Here is a 16,342-nt window from a genome sequence, read left to right as displayed (position 1 = left end):
CTATCAAAGTAATTATACTTTCACACCTACAAACTATACTTCCCTTACAAACTATCCCTTTGCAACCTACTATATTTGCAGTATAACTATACTTCACAGTGTTGGAGCATGTCACCTATGACAGACCTGTGGATATATGAATAAGTACGAATTTGAAACTACTCTACGACATCGGACTGAAAGCTTACCAGACGGCTATTGCCTTGGCGGCACCTTTTCACCAGAAGGCGAAGATGATGCAAGAAGGACGTGCGGGGCAGTTTGAGCGGATGCAGCAACAGCTGCAGGGCAACACAGCGCCTGTGGTATGGTTTCATTGTGCTTCGCTGGGGGAGTTTGAGCAGGGCCGACCTGTGATCGAGGCGTTTCGGGAGGAGTTTCCAGGGTATAAGGTGGTGCTGACGTTCTTCTCACCTTCGGGCTACGAGGTGCGCAAAAACTACGCGGCTGCCAATTACATCTTTTACTTGCCACTCGACAGCCACAGCAATGCCAAGCGTTTTCTGGACATTGTAAAGCCGAAGCTGGCGGTATTTGTGAAGTATGAATTCTGGCACTACTACCTGCAGGCTATGCAAGAACGAGCTATACCTGTGCTGTCCATTTCGGCAATTTTCCGCTCCGACCAAGTGTTCTTCAAACCTTATGGCGGCTTCAACCGCAGCATGCTGCAGCGCTTCACGCATATCTATACCCAAAACGAGGCTTCGCTGAAGCTGCTCCAAGGTATAGGTATAGCCAAAGCCAGCATTGCTGGTGACACCCGTTTTGACCGCGTGCTGCAAACAGCTGCCAGCGTGAAAGCTATACCTGTGGTGAAGGCTTTTGCGCAGGGCAAGGAAGTGTTTATGGTAGGAAGTAGCTGGCCTGCTGATATCGAGGTGTTATTGCCGCTGATTCAAAAGCACCGACACGATATACAGTTCATCATCGCGCCGCACGAGATTCATGAAAGCGGTATCAGTCAGCTCATGCAACAGCTCGGCGAGGGTGCTGTGCACTTTTCGCAGGCCACGGAGGCGGGCGCGGGCAGGTATAACGTGCTGGTGATTGACAACATCGGCATGCTCTCATCGCTTTACAGCTACGGCACTTACGCCTACATCGGCGGAGCTTTCGGCAAAGGGCTGCACAATACACTGGAAGCAGCCGTATTTGGGTTGCCACTGTTCTTCGGGCCGAGGTTCGACAAGTTTCAGGAGGCGAAAGATTTGGTGGCCTTGGGCTGCGCCTTCCCGATAAATAGTGCAGAGGAGTTGTTGCAGGCTTTTGAGCGGGTACACACAACATCGGGGATGCGCCAGGGTATAACCGACAAAGAAAAAACTTACGTACACGAACAGTCAGGTGCCACAGCCAAAATCATGGCTGATGTGCGCCAGCTGCTGAAATAATCTGAATGAAAGGAGTTGTAGTAAAATCGACGGGATCGTGGTATCTGGTACGTGATGCGGAGGGTAAGCTGCACCGGGCGCGTCTCCGCGGCAAGTTCAAGCTCAAAGCCATGAAGGTGAGCAATCCCCTAGCAGTTGGCGACCGCGTGGAGTTCGACGTGGAAACAACCGGCGAAGACACCGCCGTGATTCATAAAATCGAAGACCGCGAGAACTACATCATCCGAAGATCCACACACAAAGCCGAGCATGCCCACATCATTGCAGCCAACCTCGATCAGGCCTTGCTCATTGCCACGCTAGTGTCGCCACGTACCTCCTTCGGCTTCATCGACCGCTTTCTGGTGACAGCCGAGGCCTACAGTATACCTACCGTGATCGTCTACAACAAAACAGACCTCTACGACGAGGATATGCAGGAGTACCAGCGGCAGATCGCATACTTGTATGAGCGCATCGGCTACAAAGTTATGGGCGTTTCTGCCCATGCTGACCAAGGTATAGACGAGCTCAAGGAGTTACTACACGGCAAAACCACCCTTTTCTCCGGACACTCCGGCGTAGGCAAGTCCACGCTCATCAACCTCATTGTTCCCGACCTCGACCTGAAAACCTCCGAAATCTCCGACTTCTCCGATAAAGGCGTGCACACCACTACCTTCGCCGAGATGTTCGAAATCGACCCGGAGACTTTCATCATCGATACACCGGGCATCAAAGAGCTCGGCATCGTCGACATCCCCAAACAGGAACTCGGCCACTTCTTCCCCGAAATGCGCGAGCGCCTCAACCAGTGTCGTTTCAACAACTGCACCCACTTCAACGAACCCGGCTGCGCCATAGTAGAAGCAGTCCGCCACAACGAAATCGCCCTGACCAGATATGAGAGCTACCTGAGCATGATGCACGGTGAAGATAATCGAAAGTAATTTGAGTTTAAGAGTTTGAGCGTTGAGGAGTTTGAGAGGTAAACTTATAGGGACAGGTCGCAACCTGTCCGAATCGTGCATAATTTATTTCGTCTGAATCAGGATTTACAGGATTGAGCTACCTCTTCCCATCATGGCGTAAAACACTGGAAGGAACCGTGCACGATTAACATCCCCCTACCCCCTTCGGAGGTATCCCAGCTACTGCCTGTTCTAAGGTATAAACCTCGTTGATGTTAAACACCCCTTGCAGGTATAGTAAGAGTAACTTGCCCCTTAAGCTATAAAACAGATTGCTTTGCCAAGTGCATCAACTGACTACCCACTGTTTGAGCGTTCAGCGAGTGGGGGTAGGGGCCCTCGATTTGGGGAGTCTTGACTTTTTTGCCTACTGGGGGTAGGGCCCTCTATTTTTTTGTCAAGAAAAAAAGTAGGGGCCCGCCGCACAGGCGAAGCTACAAAGCAACACAGGTCGCTATACCTGCAAAAGGCAAAAGCTACAAAGCTATACCCGGGCCAGAGACCCCACTATAGCAGACACAAGCTAGGTCGCTCACGCCATCCACCAGCCCCGCCGGCCAGGCGAAAAGCCCCCTGCAGCCTCAACTACAACCTCCCCTCTCACGTTACAAAACACAAACTACTAACAACTATGAAAATCGAAAACGCAAACATCCTGATCACAGGTGGCACCCTCGGCATTGGCTACGCTACGGCTAGACTACTCATTGAGCATGGAGCTAACGTTGCCATAACTGGTCGTGACGAGAAACGAACCCACAAGGCGGCACGGGAACTTGGGGCAATGCCCATCACAGCAGATGTGGCGAATCCGGAGGATGTGAAGCGGACCTTTAAGATGTTTATGAACGAATATGGCCGGCTCGATGCGCTCATCAACAATGCAGGTATAGGCATTTCCAAAAAACTGGGAAGTGTACAATTAGAAGATTTTCAGCAGGTATACAACGTCAATGTGTTTGGTGCGGCCATGATGGGCAAGCATGCTGCAGAGATTTTCAAAAAGCAGAACTACGGCAATATCATCAATATTGGCTCTACGGCCGCGACCAAAGGCTATGAAGGCGGTTCGGTATATGTATCGTCTAAATTTGCCCTGCGCGGTATGACGCAGTGTTGGCAGGCTGAACTGCGCAGGTATAATGTGCGGATTATGTTACTCAATCCCAGCGAAGTGACCACCGCTTTTGGCCGTGAAGACAGAGAAGAACGCGATAGTCAGCCGAATAAACTACGCGGCCGTGAGATTGCGCGGGCGATTAAAGGAGCACTGGAATTAGACGACCGGGGCTTTATACCTGAGCTGGCAGTGTGGGCGACTAATCCGTTTTAGGCTTACAGGGCTGTTTCTTCCTGAGGCACCAGTACTTTGTTAATTGTGTGTAGCACACCATTGCTACTCATATCGTCAGGCTTTTCCATCTGTGCATTGTCGATCTGAACAGTGTCGTTGTGCTTTGTCACTTTAAGCTGGTGTCCGGCCACTGTTTTCAAAAGAGCACCATCCTGTAAATCACTCGTGGTCAGTTTGCCCGCAATGATATGATTATTTAGCAGTTGCTGTACCAGTTCGCGGTGCTGCGGACTTTCCAGGTTATCGCGCAGGCTGTCTGGTAGTTCCAGAAAAGCGTCTTCAGTCGGGGCAAATACTGTGTATGGGCCCGTTCCACTCAAGTTTTTAGCAACGCCTGCTTTGCGCAACAGTGAGCTGAAAGTACTCAGGTCGCTGTTGTCGGCTATATTGTCCAGGAGGTTGCGGGAAGATAGACGGGCTGCCTCCGTCTTACCGGGAATCTGGCTGGCAGTGGCAGCTTGTTGCTCAACAGGTCCGTTCGACTTCAGGGCATTAGGCGCCTCCTGCAGGGCAGATTCGTTTCCGGTTTGGGAATCTGTGGTTTGGTTGCAGGCAGTGAGCAGCAGCAGGACCAGTCCAGATAAGATGAGTATGTAAGGAATTGCTTTCATAGAAGACTCCGGTTTTAATCAAATTCAGGTGGCGTGCTATAGTACAATTACTGTTTTAGAGCGCTACAAGTTTTGGCAAATATTGGGCCAGTAGCCTATTTGGCCAAATTGCAGGTTCGGCACCTGGCTCTCCATTAATATTTTGCGTACTTTTGTACTTGTCAGTATTACATTATTTCAAACGAATAGAATTATGAAAACCGCAGAAATCCATACCGCCAAAGGCGTCATGAAAGTTGAATTTTATGAAAATGACGCTCCTAAGACGGTAGACAACTTTATAAAACTAGCCAAAGAAGGCTTTTATGATGGTCTCACTTTCCACCGTGTTATTCCGGACTTCGTGATACAGGGCGGCTGCCCGAACTCACGCGAAGGCGCCAAGGGCGTACCGGGTACAGGCGGACCGGGCTACAAGATCGATTGCGAACTGACCGGCGAAAACCAATTTCATGACCGTGGTGTGCTGAGCATGGCGCACGCCGGCCGCAACACCGGTGGCTCCCAGTTCTTCATTGTGCACAGCCGCAAAAACACCGCACACCTCGACCGTAACCATACCTGCTTTGGCAAGGTGGTAGAAGGTATAGACGTAATCGACCAGATCCGCGCCAACGACAGGATCGAAAAAATTGTGGTGAACGAGGAGTAATCCGCTAACCCCCAGTACTAAAAGGAAGGCCGCAGCATGCGGCTTTCCTCATTTATGGGCTTCTCTTTTTGCCAGATTAAATTCCCTATTTCTCCTATTGGCCCTTATTCTTAAGGAATTATTCTTAATTTTACCTGAACGGAAAGTCTGGTTCCGGGCAGATGATGCCTTTATTGATACTGTATCTGCCCTTTTCCGTAGTTTCCTGAATCTTATACCTATTCACCGGCGGGCACCTACTAATATCCTGCCATTACCCTGTATATGAAGAAACTAGCTTTACACTGGCAAATCCTCATCGGTATGGCGCTAGGGGTAGCCTGGGGTATCACAGCCAGCTCCTTAGGTCTTATTGAGTTCACTACCGACTGGATCAAGCCTTTCGGCACTATCTTTATCAACCTTCTCAAACTGATTGCTGTTCCGCTCGTGCTGGTGTCCCTGATTACGGGCGTGGCCAGCCTCAGCGACATCAGCAAGCTCTCCCGCATCGGTACCAAAACGATCGGCTTATACCTCATGACCACACTGTTCGCTGTGGTGTTGGGGCTTGTCATCGTGAACATAGCAGAACCTGGAAAAGCATTTTCTCCTGAAAAACGCGAGGAGTTTAAAGCCCAATACGCCACCACTACCATCGACAAGTCTTCAGACGCTCAGGCGGTGAGTGAGCAAGGCCCCCTGCAAGCACTCATCGACATCGTGCCCGACAACATTTTCGGTGCCATGACCAATAACACGGATATGCTGCAGGTAATCTTCTTTGCCCTGCTTTTTGGCATCGCCCTTATCCTTATACCTAAAGACAAAGCAAGTCCTGTCAATATTTTCTTCGACGGCGTTAACCTCGTCATCCTCAAGATGGTGGACATCATTATGATGGCTGCACCTTACGGTGTATTCGCCCTGCTGGCAGGTCTGGTAGTGGAGTTTGCCGGCGACGATCCTTCCGCTGCTGCTGAGTTGCTGCTGGTGCTTGGCTATTACTGTATTGTCGTAACCATTGGCCTGGCCATCATGATCTTTGTGGTATACCCACTTCTTATCAAATTTTTAGGAAAGAGCAGTTACGCAGATTTTTTCAAGGGCATTTTCCCGGCCCAGATGCTGGCATTGTCTACCTCCTCCAGCGCAGCAACGCTTCCGGTCACCATGGAGCGTTGCGAAGAAAGACTGGGCATTAACCGCGAAATCACCAGTTTTGTGCTGCCACTTGGCGCTACCATTAACATGGACGGCACAAGTCTTTACCAATCAGTGGCGGCCGTATTTATCGCGCAGGCTTATGGTATGGACCTGTCGCTGGCAGCGCAGGCCGGCATTGTACTCACAGCTACACTGGCTTCAATAGGCGCAGCAGCCGTACCCGGCGCAGGCGTAGTGATGCTCGTGATCGTGCTGCAGCAGGCAGGTATACCAATCGAAGGCATCGCCCTGATTCTGGCTCCTGACCGTTTGCTCGACATGCTGCGGACTGCCGTGAACGTGACCGGCGATGCCTCCGTGGCCATGATTGTGGCGCACTCCGAAGGGCAGCTGCATCCACCTGTGCTCGAAGACGTTGGCCTTCACGACTAAGTAATTCTGACGATCTATCATTAACACAAGACTGCTCTCCTGCGGTCTTGTGTTTTTTTATGTACCTTGGTTAACTATACCTCACCTCAACGGGTATACAGAGGCACACAACTTAGCCCAGGTATGAAGCAAAAAGACATGCAGCTATTCCGGCTATACCCGCTTGGCGACAGCGCCATCACGGTACAGTTCGGCGATAACATCGACAAAGCGACCCATACCAGAGTACGCGCTTTCAGCTCCTATCTGGAGCGTCACCCCTTTATTGGCTTTGTAGAACAGGTACCTGCCTATACTACCGTTACGGTATACTACAATCCCTGGGAAGCGAGCGAACAAGGATTCCACAACCCTTATACCCGCGTAACCGAGCAACTGCAGCATATCCTCAAAGTGGCCCGTGAAAACGACAAAGCTGCAGCGCCCCGTGTAGTGGAAATTCCGGTGTGCTACAATGGCTCCTTCGGACCTGACCTGGAGTATGTGGCACGCCATACCAGACTTACCCCGCAGGAAGTAATAGCCAGCCACCTACGCTGCAAGTACCGGGTATACATGATCGGCTTTGCACCCGGCTTCCCTTACCTGGGCGGCATGGCCAAAAAGCTAACCACACCCCGCAAGCAAAACCCCAAACCACATATCCCTGCCGGATCGGTGGGTATAGCAGGCGGCCAGACGGGCATCTACCCCATTGAAACGCCGGGAGGCTGGCAATTGATCGGCCGGACACCGCTCCTGCTTTTTGATCCAAACCGGGAGCAGCCCAGTCTGCTGCAGGCCGGTGACGAGGTAAAGTTTGTAGCAATTTCTGAAGACGAGTTCTGGCAGCGAAAGGAGCGGGCACATGGGTCTTGAGATCTTAAAACCAGGTATGCTCACCACCCTACAGGATAAAGGCAGGTATGGGTATCAGAAAGAGGGCATCATTACAAGTGGCGCCATGGATACGTTTGCCTGCAGAGTAGCCAACATGCTGGCCGGCAATGCGGAGGACGAAGCAGTGTTGGAGATCACCCTCATCGGACCCACCATCCGCTTCACTGAAGACCAGCTAATCGCTTTGACTGGGGCTGACCTCTCTCCTGAACTCAATGGGGAACAAGTAGCAATGTGGCGGCCACTTTTGGTGAAGAAGGGTAGTGTTTTATCTTTTGGAGCGCCTGTATCCGGCTGCAGAGCATACCTGGCCGTGTCGGGTGGCTTTACTATACCTAAACTGATGGGCAGCTACGCGACCTACCTGCAGGCAGGTATAGGTGGCTACCAGGGGCGGGCACTGCAAGCCGGAGACCTTATAGCTTGCCACAGTCCAACTCCGGCAGGTATAGCCCTATTCCCTCAGGCAACAGACGCCACCGACGTGCCCGATTATATAGCAGCCAGCTGGACACCTGACCCGCAGTTCTACCCTGACTATACCCCAAACCCAACGCTCCGCGTCATCAAAGGTCCCGAGTATGAGCTCTTTTCTGGAAACAGCCAAGAGCAGATCTGGTCGGAGCGCTTCCAGGTTTCGGCACAGTCAGACCGGATGGGCTACCGGTTGCAGGGCGCTTCGCTATACCTGTGCGAGGAAGCGGAGCTTATCTCTACTGCCGTTACATTTGGCACAGTGCAGGTGCCACCCCATGGCAATCCGATCGTGCTGATGGCCGACCACCAGACCACAGGCGGTTACCCGCGTATCCTGCAGGTTGTTCGCGTCGATTTACCTATATTAGCACAGGTCGCGCCGGGCCAGACCATTGAATTTGAGGAAGTATCTTTGGAAGAGGCCCAGCAACTTTATATCCGACGGGAGCAAAACCTGACCCAACTGGCACGCGCCATCCAACTAAAGCACAACTTATGAACAAACCCCTCACCGTTGACCTGAACTGCGACCTGGGCGAGAGTTTTGGCGCCTACCGTATCGGCAGCGACGAACTGATTCTACCCTTCGTCACTTCGGCTAACATTGCCTGTGGTTTCCATGCCGGCGACCCGGGTGTGATGCGCAAAACCGTACAGCTATGTCTGCAGCATAACGTCGCCATCGGTGCTCACCCCGGCCTGCCCGACCTGGTAGGTTTTGGCCGACGCAACATGGCCGTATCAGCGGAGGAGGTATATGACATGGTGGTCTATCAGATGGGAGCGTTGCAGGCTTTTATTCAGGCTGAGGGCGGAACGCTGCACCATGTCAAACCGCATGGTGCCCTCTACAACATGGCCGCTACCGACACCAAACTGGCCGAAGCCATTGCCGAAGCTGTGTACAAGGTGAACCCCGAAGCGTTACTGTATGGCCTGGCCGGAAGTGAACTGATAAACGCAGGTATGAGGCTGAGTTTGCAAATTGCCAACGAAGTATTTGCCGACCGCACCTATCAACAGGATGGCACACTCACCTCCCGTCGTCAGCACGATGCCCTGATCACTGACCGAGACAAAGCTACCCGTCAGGTGCTACGCATGGTGCAGGAAGGCAAGGTGCAGTCTCAGCAGGGAGTGGATGCAGGTATACAGGCCGATACGGTTTGCATACACGGCGATGGCACGCATGCACTGGAGTTCGCACGCCATATTCATGAAACATTGCAGCGCGAAGGTATAGCGCTTGCCAGTCCAACCGTGCAGCGCCCATGAAGCAGAAACGCAACTGGAGCGTCCTGCTCGGTGCCGCTTTCCTGATGGCTACTTCTGCCGTAGGACCTGGTTTCCTCACGCAAACCACCGTTTTTACACAATCGCTTGCTGCCAGCTTCGGCTTTGTCATTCTGGTCTCTATCATACTCGATATCGGTGTTCAGCTCAATATATGGCGGGTGATTGCCGTGTCAGAGAAACGGGCGCAAGACATTGCTAACATGCTTTTGCCGGGCCTTGGCTTGTTTGTGGCAGTGCTGATTGTGCTCGGTGGCTTTGCCTTTAATATTGGCAACGTGGGTGGTGCCGGGCTGGGCTTTAACGTGCTCTTCGGGATTTCTCCAGAATTGGGAGCCATCATTGCCGCAGGTATAGCCATTGGCATTTTCCTGGTGCGCGAAGCTAAAAAAGTGATGGACCGATTTGCTCAGGTCATGGGCCTGCTGATGATCCTGCTGATCGTGTATGTGGCCATCACCTCCTCTCCTCCCCTTGCCGAGGCTGCTGTTAAGACTTTCGTACCTGACCAGATCGACTTTATTGCTATCATCACATTGGTGGGCGGCACGGTGGGCGGCTATATCACTTTTGCTGGCGGTCACCGTCTGCTCGATGCCGGTGTGAAGGGTGAAGCGGCTTTGCCTGAGGTGAACACCAGCGCTGTGTCAGGTATAACGGTCGCTTCCATCATCCGCATTTTTCTTTTCCTGGCGGCGTTGGGAGTCGTAAGCAAAGGATTAATACTGGACAAGAGCAATCCACCGGCATCCGTGTTTCAGTTGGCGGCTGGCAATGTAGGGTATAAGCTTTTCGGCATCGTCATGGTCTCGGCAGCTATTACTTCAGTGATCGGATCGGCCTATACCTCAGTTTCTTTTATCAAGTCTTTCCATAGGAGCATCGAGCACTACGAAAACTGGTTCATCATTGGTTTCATTGTGGTTTCCACTGCTATTTTCTTCACCATCGGCCGTCCGGTGCATTTGCTCATTCTGGCGGGTGCTTTAAACGGGCTTATCTTACCTATTACACTCGGCACTATTCTCATCGCTGCTCACAAGACCGAGGTCATCGGCAGGTATAAGCACCCGCTATGGTTGACGGTTTTCGGGATTTTGGTGGTGTTGGTGATGGCCTGGATGGGCGGCTATACCTTAGTGAAGCAGCTGCCGACTTTGTTTGGGTAACATCATCATTTGCAACAGGCTTTTAACTCGCATATTAACTACTTTCAAAATATGAAAATATTACTAGTTCTCCTTCTAACCCTTTCTACAGCATTTTCTTACTCTCAAACCACAGGCAATTACCAGATAGAAATCACATCTACTGCATCAGCCAGCCATTCAGAGTTTAAGATTCATCTCTTAAAAAATGGAGACAAAACGAAAGTTATTTATCTTAAAAGAAAGCAGGAGGATTTAAAACCCACGAAGCAAGACAGTTTAGAAATACAGGAATTATTAAAAACCTTTGAGAACGATTTGGAGGCGCGAAAGCGGCTCACCCAAATACTTAAGAAGTATAAGCGCTATGAGAAAGATAGTTTAATAATTTCATCAAATCACCCTTTGCTTCGCATCAGCGATTCATTATTGCAAGAAAGAACTCTTAAAGTAGATGAAAGTGACAGAAGAATAATCTTAGATGGCACACGAGCAACCATAAAAGTACGTCATGAAAATGGGTCCGCCTATGAACTGTATGCGTCCTCACCTCGAAATGATACGCATCCCTTACTCTACCAATTTATGACAAGCGCCCTGGATCTTTACAGAAGTAAGGTAGAAAAGCCAATCCTAAATAAGAGCGATACACAGGGATATTAAACTATAACAGTTATTCACCTGTGCTTCAGCTATACAAATCCGGCACTGATTAGTAAACACTCGACATACAAACTTCTTAAAACTGACATCTCAAACATGAAACACTTTTTACTCACCCTCCTTATCCTGGTATCTGTTAAAACTATAAGTTTCGGGCAGGAGCTCGCTATTATTCAGGATACTGTAAAAAATTACCAGATTGGAGTTCCTGTTGGCTGGAAGTATGGAGTTCCTGCTGACAAATCATTAGACCTTATCGCATTCAGACAGAAACAGAGTGAGGAAGATGTGCCTAGAGAGAATTTTAATATTAACATTCTGCATCGTGACGAAACAAGCCTGGATGCAACTTACAGTGAATTCTTAAAGAGCATTGGAACGGTCGAAGGGTTTACAATTATTGAACAGGGTGACACCGTGATCAATGATAGAAAGTATAAATACCTGATTGAATCGCATAAAAACAAATACAGTAAAGAGGACATGCACAACTATGTTCTGTTTACAAATAAGGACGGAGCCATACTCATCTTAACTATAGTGACGACATCTCCTAATTTTGAAACTTACAGAACACTTTTCGACAAAATTGCAGGGAGCCTACACTTCTAAAGCTGATACGTCTCTATGTAATAAACTTTTCCTATGAACCTGTCCACCTTCAAAGCCAGCCTTACCGCTCCCACGCCTCCCCCAGAGGCGTCGGTATACCTGCAGGCGCTGTGGTATGACGCGAAAGGTGACTGGGACAAAGCACATGTTCTGATTCAAGACCTACCCGACAAAACCGCTGCCTGGATTCACGCTTACCTGCACCGCAAAGAGGGCGACACCTGGAACGCAGATTATTGGTATAGCCGGGGAGGCCGCAAAAGACCAGCAACCACGCTTGTGGAAGAATGGGAAAGCATCGCTACCGCCTTGCTTCAGGTATAGGTATTTTTCTCTGGAAGTCTGAATAAGACAACTCAATATCAGCACCAAAAAAGCCAGAAGCAGTACCTGTACCGCTTCTGGCTTTCACGCTTAGATTCCTAAACTTCTAAAAATCGTCCTCGTCTTCTTCTTCACCAAAGCTTGGCATAGTGAACATACCGCTGAGCAGGTCCTTGAACTGCAGACCGGTACTGAGTCGGTTTTTGCTGAGTTGACTGTGTTCTGCTAAGCCGTGCAGGGCAAATTCCATCATGAAAAGCTTCTCGTCACCCTTCGCATCTGATCGATATTTCTCTACCAGTTCGCTCAGGCCAGGTATAGCTTGCAGGGATTTCTTATATTCCGAGGCAGTCGCATCATTCAAAATATCCACTGTATTGCCGTCGCCAAACCAATCGGTTATTTTCTTGTACGGATTTCCTTCCTTAGACTTCTTGGCTTTATCCGGGTCAGGGAAGTAATTGAGAAATTGCGTGCGGATAGCCTTGCCCATGAGCACCTGCGCCACATGCCCCGCACCTTCCTGCTCGCCTTCGTATACGAGTTCTACTTTTCCAGTCACGGCAGGTATGGTATTCAGAAAATCCGACAAACGCACATAAGTTTTGCTTTCGCCATTGAGCAAAGCACGGCGCTCAGCTGCGCTCAGCAAACTCTCAAAAGCCGAAATAGTCAGACGGGCCGACACACCACTTTTGGCATCAACATATTCACTCTCACGGGCCTCAAACGCCACCTGCTCTATCAGATCACTGATGATGTCGTTGGTAGTGACCAGTTGCTCCTGTTCTTTTTTTATATGGGCCTCCTGTTGCGTGATTTTTTTGCCAATCTCGATGGATTTTGGATAGTGCGTAATGATCTGCGAGTCGATGCGGTCTTTGAGTGGAGTCACGATGGAGCCACGGTTAGTATAGTCTTCGGGGTTTGCCGTGAATACAAATTGAATGTCGAGTGGCAGGCGCACCTTGAAACCTCGAATCTGGATATCGCCTTCCTGCAGGATATTGAACAGTGATACCTGAATACGAGCCTGCAAATCAGGCAACTCATTGATCACGAAAATACCACGATGCGAACGCGGAATCAGGCCGAAATGGATCACCCGCTCATCAGAGTAAGGTAGCTTGAGCGTGGCTGCTTTAATCGGGTCGGCATCACCGATCAGGTCAGCCACCGATACGTCGGGCGTAGCGAGCTTCTCAGTATATCGGTCAGAGCGGTGCATCCAGCCGATGGGCGTATCGTCGCCGTGCTCGTGCACCTGGTCTTTGGCAAAACGCGAAAGTGGCTGCAGCGGGTCGTCATTTAGCTCAGAGCCCTGCACAACCGGTATGTACTCGTCGAGCAGGTCCACCATCAGGCGGGCGATGCGCGTCTTGGCCTGTCCGCGCAGACCGAGCAGGTTGATATGGTGCATGGAAAGGATAGCCCGCTGCAGGTCCGGCACCACGGTTTCTTCGTACCCCCAAATGCCCGGGAACACTTCTTCTTTGCGCTGCAGCTTGCTGATTAAGTTACGACGCAGCTCCTGTTTTACGGTTTGCGGCTCATACCCGGTGGCACGCAGCTGGCCAAGGGTTTTTATCTTCAGTAAATTCTCTGCTTTTATGTCTTTGTATTGCATGTAGCTTTATCAGTTTTAAAACATTTATCAGATTCCACTTCACAGAATAAAGTGTATCTTCATTACATGAAAAGAATTCCGCGTTATAAAATTTTGGAGATGATTGGCTTATTGATCTTTGTCATCGCTTTCGTCTCAAGAATCTATTTTCATATGAACAGCCTTGTTTACTATGGTATACTCGGTGCACTGATCCTACTTTTTCTATATGCAAACCAGCTCAAGAAAAAGCATTCTTAACAGTTTGATTTCTTAAGTGCACGACTTGGACAGTTTACGACCTGACCCTACGGATTAACCTCTCAAAATCTAAAAGCTCTTCTTCCGGTTACGCCCGTAATCGCGGAACACCAGGTGCCCTAAACCTTTCAATGAGCTATAATATGCCTGCCCGTTGTTCACTTTGGTAAACTCGTCTACGAATTGCTGCAGGTATGGGTCCGATGCAATCATAAAGGTGGTGATTGGAATCTTGATGCGGCGGCACTGGGCTGCCAGGTTCAGGGTCTTGTTCACAACTTTGCGATCGAGGCCAAAGCTGTTTTTGTAATAGTGTAGCCCTTCTTTCAGACAGGTTGGTTTGCCATCCGTGATCATGAAGATCTGCTTATTTGGTGTTTTACGCTTCCGCAGAATATCCATCGCCAGCTCGAGTCCGGCTACGGTGTTGGTATGGTATGGCCCCACTTCCAGGTATGGCAGGTCTTTGATTTCGATCTGCCAGGCGTCGTTGCCAAACACGATCACATCCAAGGTATCTTTCGGGTACTTCTGCTTCACCAGTTCGGCCAGTGCCATCGCCACTTTTTTGGCCGGCGTGATCCGGTCTTCCCCGTACAGAATCATGGAGTGTGAAATATCGATCATCAGCACGGTAGACGATTGCGTTTTGTGCTCTGTCTCCATGATCTCGAGATCCTGCTCGGTCAGCCGGAAGTCGGACAGGCCGTGGTTGATCTGGGCATTCCGGATGGAGTCGGTCATGGAAATCTGCTCAATCGCATCTCCGAAGCGGTACTCACGACGGTCGGTGCTGGCCTCGTCTCCTATACCTGTCTGGGGTGTGGCATGGCTCCCTTTGCCGCCTTTCTTCAGCTTACCAAAAATCTCCTCGAGCGCACTCTTCCGGATGTTCTGCTCACTTTTGGCAGTCAGTTTCAGTACGCCTTCTTCCTGCGGATTTTCGTCGATATAGCCATTCTTTTTGAGATCTTCAATAAAGTCGCCTATGCCATAATCATCACTGGTCAGGCCGTACTGTTTGTCCAGCGAACTAAGCCACGACAGCGCTTCGGCCACATCGCCGGAAGTGATCATGACCAGCTGCAGAAAGATCTTCAGCAGCGACTCGAAGCCCTGCTTATCGTCCTGCGGTGGTATATACTCTCCAAATCTATACCCTATGCTCATATATTCTCTCCTGATTTATACTCTAACAACGCTACACAGCCGAATGTTCGTGCGCACCGGTCCTTATACGTAAAATCCCCTGTTTAGCCCCAACTGCTTTGCCTGCTTGTGTAGGCAATAGTTTTAGAAAAGGAGTTAATGTAGTTATACCTTTTGTCAGAATCAGGATTTTGGGCATTAAAAAGGATTAACAGGATTCACATGCACAATTAACATCTACCTGCCCCCTTCAAAGGGCAGGGCCGTTAGGTTCTAAAATTCGTAAGCTATTGTATTTAGCATTATGATTTAGGGCGATGGAAGTAGCGAGATTTGATTAGTTTTCTGCGGGAGGTGGCCGATCCGCGGCGGCAGGCGGGGCTGCGTCACGCGCTGGCCGAGACCCTGTGCATGGTGGTGATGGGCATGATGAGCGGCTGCTGCGCCTACCGCGAGCTGGGGCGCTTTGTGCACCACAACCGCCAGGAGCTGGTGGCCTTCCTGGGCCTGGCCAAGGCGCGGGTGCCCAGCTACGTGCCCCTGCGCGACATCCTGCAGCGGCTGGACTTTGAGGCCCTGAGCCGCGCCTTCTCCCGGTGGAGCGGGCAGTACGTGGACTGGTCGGGCCGGTGGCTGAGCGTGGAGGGCAAGAGCCTGCGCTCGACGGTGAGCAGTCCAGCTACTACATCAGCATCCAGTGACCCGGCTGCACTGGCAGAAGGACGTCACGTTCGGGGAGGACAAGTGCCGCATCCGTAAGGGGCCGAGAACCGCTCCCTGCTGCTCAACGTGGCTATCAACCTGATGCGCAGCTGCGGCTTTGGGTCCTTGAAGGAGGCAACCATTGCCCTGGCTAATAAAATTGGCAAAATGAACCAGATAACTAGAACGTAACAGCCCTGCCTTCAAAGGGGAGTTTTAGCCGCTACCAGTTGTTAGGTATAGCTTCGTAGTAAACTACCCCTGAAAGGTTTAGAAAGACTAACTTTCGCCGAAACTACGAAGCTATAGCAATAGCCCGGTGCAACATTACGACAATCCACTGTTTGAGCGGCCAGCGAGTGGGGGTAGGGGCCCTCGATTTGGAGGGTCTTGACCTTTTTGCTAACTTTTTGTGTCAAGACAAAAAGTGAGTGCCCGCCGCACAGGCGAAGCTATAAAATAATACGCTTTGCTCTACCTGCAAAAGGTAAAAGCTAAAAAGCAAAGTTTCTATACCTGGGCCAGAGCCCCCACGATAGTAGTCACGAGCGTCCTTGCCTTTTCATGTCCCCTAAGTTTTCTGTAACGCGAGTTGATAGCCCCGGCACCTGCTCGAGCAGATATTCCATCCTCTCCCAATGATTTTCTCTCCTGGCAACGGCTGCTTTTTGGAAGGCGTAAAGCCAGCC

The 16,342-nt window shown here is 50.5% G+C and carries 16 protein-coding genes; 13 read left to right on the top strand and 3 right to left on the bottom strand.

Annotated features, from left to right (window positions below):
* Window positions 1-152: 152 nt before the first annotated feature.
* The 3 genes from K3G39_RS07340 (at window position 153) to K3G39_RS07330 (ending at window position 3,677) form a co-directional block, all read left to right on the top strand.
* Window positions 153-1,394, top strand: a complete 1,242-nt coding sequence (locus K3G39_RS07340; protein ID WP_220625542.1) for a 3-deoxy-D-manno-octulosonic acid transferase — start codon at window positions 153-155, stop codon at window positions 1,392-1,394.
* A 5-nt stretch (window positions 1,395-1,399) separates the two neighbouring features.
* The gene (gene rsgA / locus K3G39_RS07335) at window positions 1,400-2,323 is read left to right on the top strand and encodes a ribosome small subunit-dependent GTPase A (RefSeq protein ID WP_220625541.1); all 924 of its coding nucleotides are present in this window, start codon (window positions 1,400-1,402) and stop codon (window positions 2,321-2,323) included.
* 652 nt (window positions 2,324-2,975) lie between these two features.
* Window positions 2,976-3,677 (top strand): SDR family oxidoreductase, encoded by a 702-nt coding sequence (locus K3G39_RS07330; protein ID WP_220625540.1) that lies wholly within the window; start codon window positions 2,976-2,978, stop codon window positions 3,675-3,677.
* A 2-nt stretch (window positions 3,678-3,679) separates the two neighbouring features.
* On the opposite strand, the gene K3G39_RS07325 is transcribed toward K3G39_RS07330, so the two are convergent.
* On the bottom strand, window positions 3,680-4,309 hold the full coding sequence (locus tag K3G39_RS07325) for a fasciclin domain-containing protein (protein WP_220625539.1): 630 nt from the start codon (window positions 4,307-4,309) through the stop codon (window positions 3,680-3,682).
* Between the two features lie 193 nt (window positions 4,310-4,502).
* Here K3G39_RS07325 and K3G39_RS07320 point away from each other — a divergent pair, with 193 nt between their 5' ends.
* From K3G39_RS07320 to K3G39_RS07280, 9 genes are all read left to right on the top strand, one after another.
* Entirely contained in the window at window positions 4,503-4,961 is a 459-nt protein-coding gene (locus K3G39_RS07320) for a peptidylprolyl isomerase (protein ID WP_220625538.1), read from the top strand.
* A 264-nt stretch (window positions 4,962-5,225) separates the two neighbouring features.
* Window positions 5,226-6,539 carry a dicarboxylate/amino acid:cation symporter gene (locus K3G39_RS07315; protein WP_220625537.1) on the top strand — a complete coding sequence of 438 codons (1,314 nt, stop codon included), beginning with the start codon at window positions 5,226-5,228 and terminating at the stop codon, window positions 6,537-6,539.
* A gap of 123 nt (window positions 6,540-6,662) precedes the next feature.
* On the top strand, window positions 6,663-7,397 hold the full coding sequence (gene pxpB / locus K3G39_RS07310; protein ID WP_255594105.1) for a 5-oxoprolinase subunit PxpB: 735 nt from the start codon (window positions 6,663-6,665) through the stop codon (window positions 7,395-7,397).
* The gene (locus K3G39_RS07305) at window positions 7,387-8,394 is read left to right on the top strand and encodes a biotin-dependent carboxyltransferase family protein (RefSeq protein WP_220625536.1); all 1,008 of its coding nucleotides are present in this window, start codon (window positions 7,387-7,389) and stop codon (window positions 8,392-8,394) included. The genes pxpB and K3G39_RS07305 overlap by 11 nt, the downstream gene beginning before the upstream one ends.
* A complete protein-coding gene (gene pxpA / locus K3G39_RS07300) occupies window positions 8,391-9,170 on the top strand; it encodes a 5-oxoprolinase subunit PxpA (RefSeq protein WP_220625535.1) in 780 nt (259 codons plus the stop codon). Before K3G39_RS07305 ends, pxpA begins: the two co-directional genes overlap by 4 nt.
* The gene (locus K3G39_RS07295; RefSeq protein ID WP_220625534.1) at window positions 9,167-10,357 is read left to right on the top strand and encodes an NRAMP family divalent metal transporter; all 1,191 of its coding nucleotides are present in this window, start codon (window positions 9,167-9,169) and stop codon (window positions 10,355-10,357) included. Before pxpA ends, K3G39_RS07295 begins: the two co-directional genes overlap by 4 nt.
* A gap of 51 nt (window positions 10,358-10,408) precedes the next feature.
* A complete protein-coding gene (locus K3G39_RS07290; RefSeq protein WP_220625533.1) occupies window positions 10,409-10,999 on the top strand; it encodes a hypothetical protein in 591 nt (196 codons plus the stop codon).
* A gap of 96 nt (window positions 11,000-11,095) precedes the next feature.
* Window positions 11,096-11,611: a hypothetical protein gene (locus K3G39_RS07285; protein ID WP_220625532.1), complete on the top strand. Its 516-nt coding sequence runs from the start codon at window positions 11,096-11,098 to the stop codon at window positions 11,609-11,611.
* 33 nt (window positions 11,612-11,644) lie between these two features.
* Window positions 11,645-11,935 (top strand): hypothetical protein, encoded by a 291-nt coding sequence (locus K3G39_RS07280; protein WP_220625531.1) that lies wholly within the window; start codon window positions 11,645-11,647, stop codon window positions 11,933-11,935.
* Window positions 11,936-12,041: 106 nt separating this feature from the next.
* On the opposite strand, the gene K3G39_RS07275 is transcribed toward K3G39_RS07280, so the two are convergent.
* Window positions 12,042-13,562, bottom strand: a complete 1,521-nt coding sequence (locus K3G39_RS07275; RefSeq protein ID WP_220625530.1) for a sigma 54-interacting transcriptional regulator — start codon at window positions 13,560-13,562, stop codon at window positions 12,042-12,044.
* Window positions 13,563-13,871: 309 nt separating this feature from the next.
* Window positions 13,872-14,972: a VWA domain-containing protein gene (locus K3G39_RS07270; protein ID WP_220625529.1), complete on the bottom strand. Its 1,101-nt coding sequence runs from the start codon at window positions 14,970-14,972 to the stop codon at window positions 13,872-13,874.
* A gap of 312 nt (window positions 14,973-15,284) precedes the next feature.
* Between K3G39_RS07270 and K3G39_RS07265 the strand changes: the two genes are divergently transcribed.
* Window positions 15,285-15,710: a transposase family protein gene (locus K3G39_RS07265; RefSeq protein ID WP_220625528.1), complete on the top strand. Its 426-nt coding sequence runs from the start codon at window positions 15,285-15,287 to the stop codon at window positions 15,708-15,710.
* Window positions 15,711-16,342: the final 632 nt, after the last annotated feature.

It is taken from the genome of Pontibacter sp. HSC-14F20, from assembly GCF_019599265.1.
GTDB lineage: Bacteria > Bacteroidota > Bacteroidia > Cytophagales > Hymenobacteraceae > Pontibacter.
Note: the sequence above shows the minus strand (reverse complement) of the source record. Positions and strands in the feature narration are given on the sequence as shown.

Bases quoted from the DNA above. Each gene is read 5' to 3' on its own strand.
- rsgA (WP_220625541.1), top strand. From the start codon at position 1,400: ATGAAAGGAGTTGTAGTAAAATCGACGGGATCGTGGTATCTGGTACGT.
- K3G39_RS07330 (WP_220625540.1), top strand. From the start codon at position 2,976: ATGAAAATCGAAAACGCAAACATCCTGATCACAGGTGGCACCCTCGGC.
- K3G39_RS07325 (WP_220625539.1), bottom strand. From the start codon at position 4,309: ATGAAAGCAATTCCTTACATACTCATCTTATCTGGACTGGTCCTGCTG.
- K3G39_RS07320 (WP_220625538.1), top strand. From the start codon at position 4,503: ATGAAAACCGCAGAAATCCATACCGCCAAAGGCGTCATGAAAGTTGAA.
- K3G39_RS07315 (WP_220625537.1), top strand. From the start codon at position 5,226: ATGAAGAAACTAGCTTTACACTGGCAAATCCTCATCGGTATGGCGCTA.
- pxpB (WP_255594105.1), top strand. From the start codon at position 6,663: ATGAAGCAAAAAGACATGCAGCTATTCCGGCTATACCCGCTTGGCGAC.
- K3G39_RS07305 (WP_220625536.1), top strand. From the start codon at position 7,387: ATGGGTCTTGAGATCTTAAAACCAGGTATGCTCACCACCCTACAGGAT.
- pxpA (WP_220625535.1), top strand. From the start codon at position 8,391: ATGAACAAACCCCTCACCGTTGACCTGAACTGCGACCTGGGCGAGAGT.
- K3G39_RS07295 (WP_220625534.1), top strand. From the start codon at position 9,167: ATGAAGCAGAAACGCAACTGGAGCGTCCTGCTCGGTGCCGCTTTCCTG.
- K3G39_RS07290 (WP_220625533.1), top strand. From the start codon at position 10,409: ATGAAAATATTACTAGTTCTCCTTCTAACCCTTTCTACAGCATTTTCT.
- K3G39_RS07285 (WP_220625532.1), top strand. From the start codon at position 11,096: ATGAAACACTTTTTACTCACCCTCCTTATCCTGGTATCTGTTAAAACT.
- K3G39_RS07280 (WP_220625531.1), top strand. From the start codon at position 11,645: ATGAACCTGTCCACCTTCAAAGCCAGCCTTACCGCTCCCACGCCTCCC.
- K3G39_RS07275 (WP_220625530.1), bottom strand. From the start codon at position 13,562: ATGCAATACAAAGACATAAAAGCAGAGAATTTACTGAAGATAAAAACC.
- K3G39_RS07270 (WP_220625529.1), bottom strand. From the start codon at position 14,972: ATGAGCATAGGGTATAGATTTGGAGAGTATATACCACCGCAGGACGAT.